General features: G+C 64.2%; 1 protein-coding gene. It reads right to left on the minus strand.

Features of this window, described 5'->3' with window-relative positions; all coding sequences use genetic code 11:
- Positions 1 to 93 precede the first annotated feature (93 nt).
- On the minus strand, positions 94 to 774 hold a 681-nt coding region (locus tag EOA60_RS35455; protein WP_206628438.1), incomplete at its 5' end, for a PLP-dependent transferase.

Consider the following 774-nt stretch of genomic DNA (forward strand, 5'->3'; position numbering starts at 1 on the left):
CGGTTGATCCCGAAACTGTCGAGCCGGAGGCCGGCGCGCCGGCCTCCGGCTCGACAGTTTCGGGATCAACCGCGAGAAAGGCGGACATCGCGCTCAGACCTTGCTCAGCGCCTGTTCGAGGTCGGCGACGATGTCGTTGACGTCCTCGATGCCGATCGACAGGCGGACCGTGTCCGGGCCGGCACCGGCCTTTACCTTCTGCTCGTCGGACAGTTGCCGGTGCGTGGTCGAGGCCGGGTGAATGACCAGCGACTTGGTGTCGCCAACATTGGCGAGGTGCGAGAACAGTTCCAGCGCCTCGACGAACTTGACGCCGGCCTCGTAGCCGGCCTTGAGGCCAAAGGTGAAAACGGCGCCGGCACCCTGCGGCGAGTATTTCTTCTGCAGCGCATTGTTCTTGTCGCTCGGCAGTCCGGGATAGTTCACCCAGGCGACTTTTGGATGGTTGGAAAGCCAGGCGGCGACGCTCGCGGCGTTGTCGCAATGACGCTGCATCCTGAGCGGCAAGGTTTCCAGGCCGGTCAGGATCAGGAAGGCGTTGAAGGGCGAGATCGCCGGGCCGAGGTCGCGCAGGCCGAGCACGCGCGCGGCAATGGCAAAGGCGAAGTTGCCGAAAGTCTCGTGCAGGACGAGGCCGCCATATTCAGGGCGAGGCTCCGACAGCATCGGGTATTTGCCCGACTTCGACCAATCGAAGGTGCCGCCGTCGACGATGGCGCCGCCGATCGAATTGCCGTGGCCGCCGATGAACTTGGTCAGCGAATGCACCACGAT

This window comes from Mesorhizobium sp. M1A.F.Ca.IN.020.06.1.1 (assembly GCF_004023265.1).
Classification (GTDB): domain Bacteria; phylum Pseudomonadota; class Alphaproteobacteria; order Rhizobiales; family Rhizobiaceae; genus Mesorhizobium.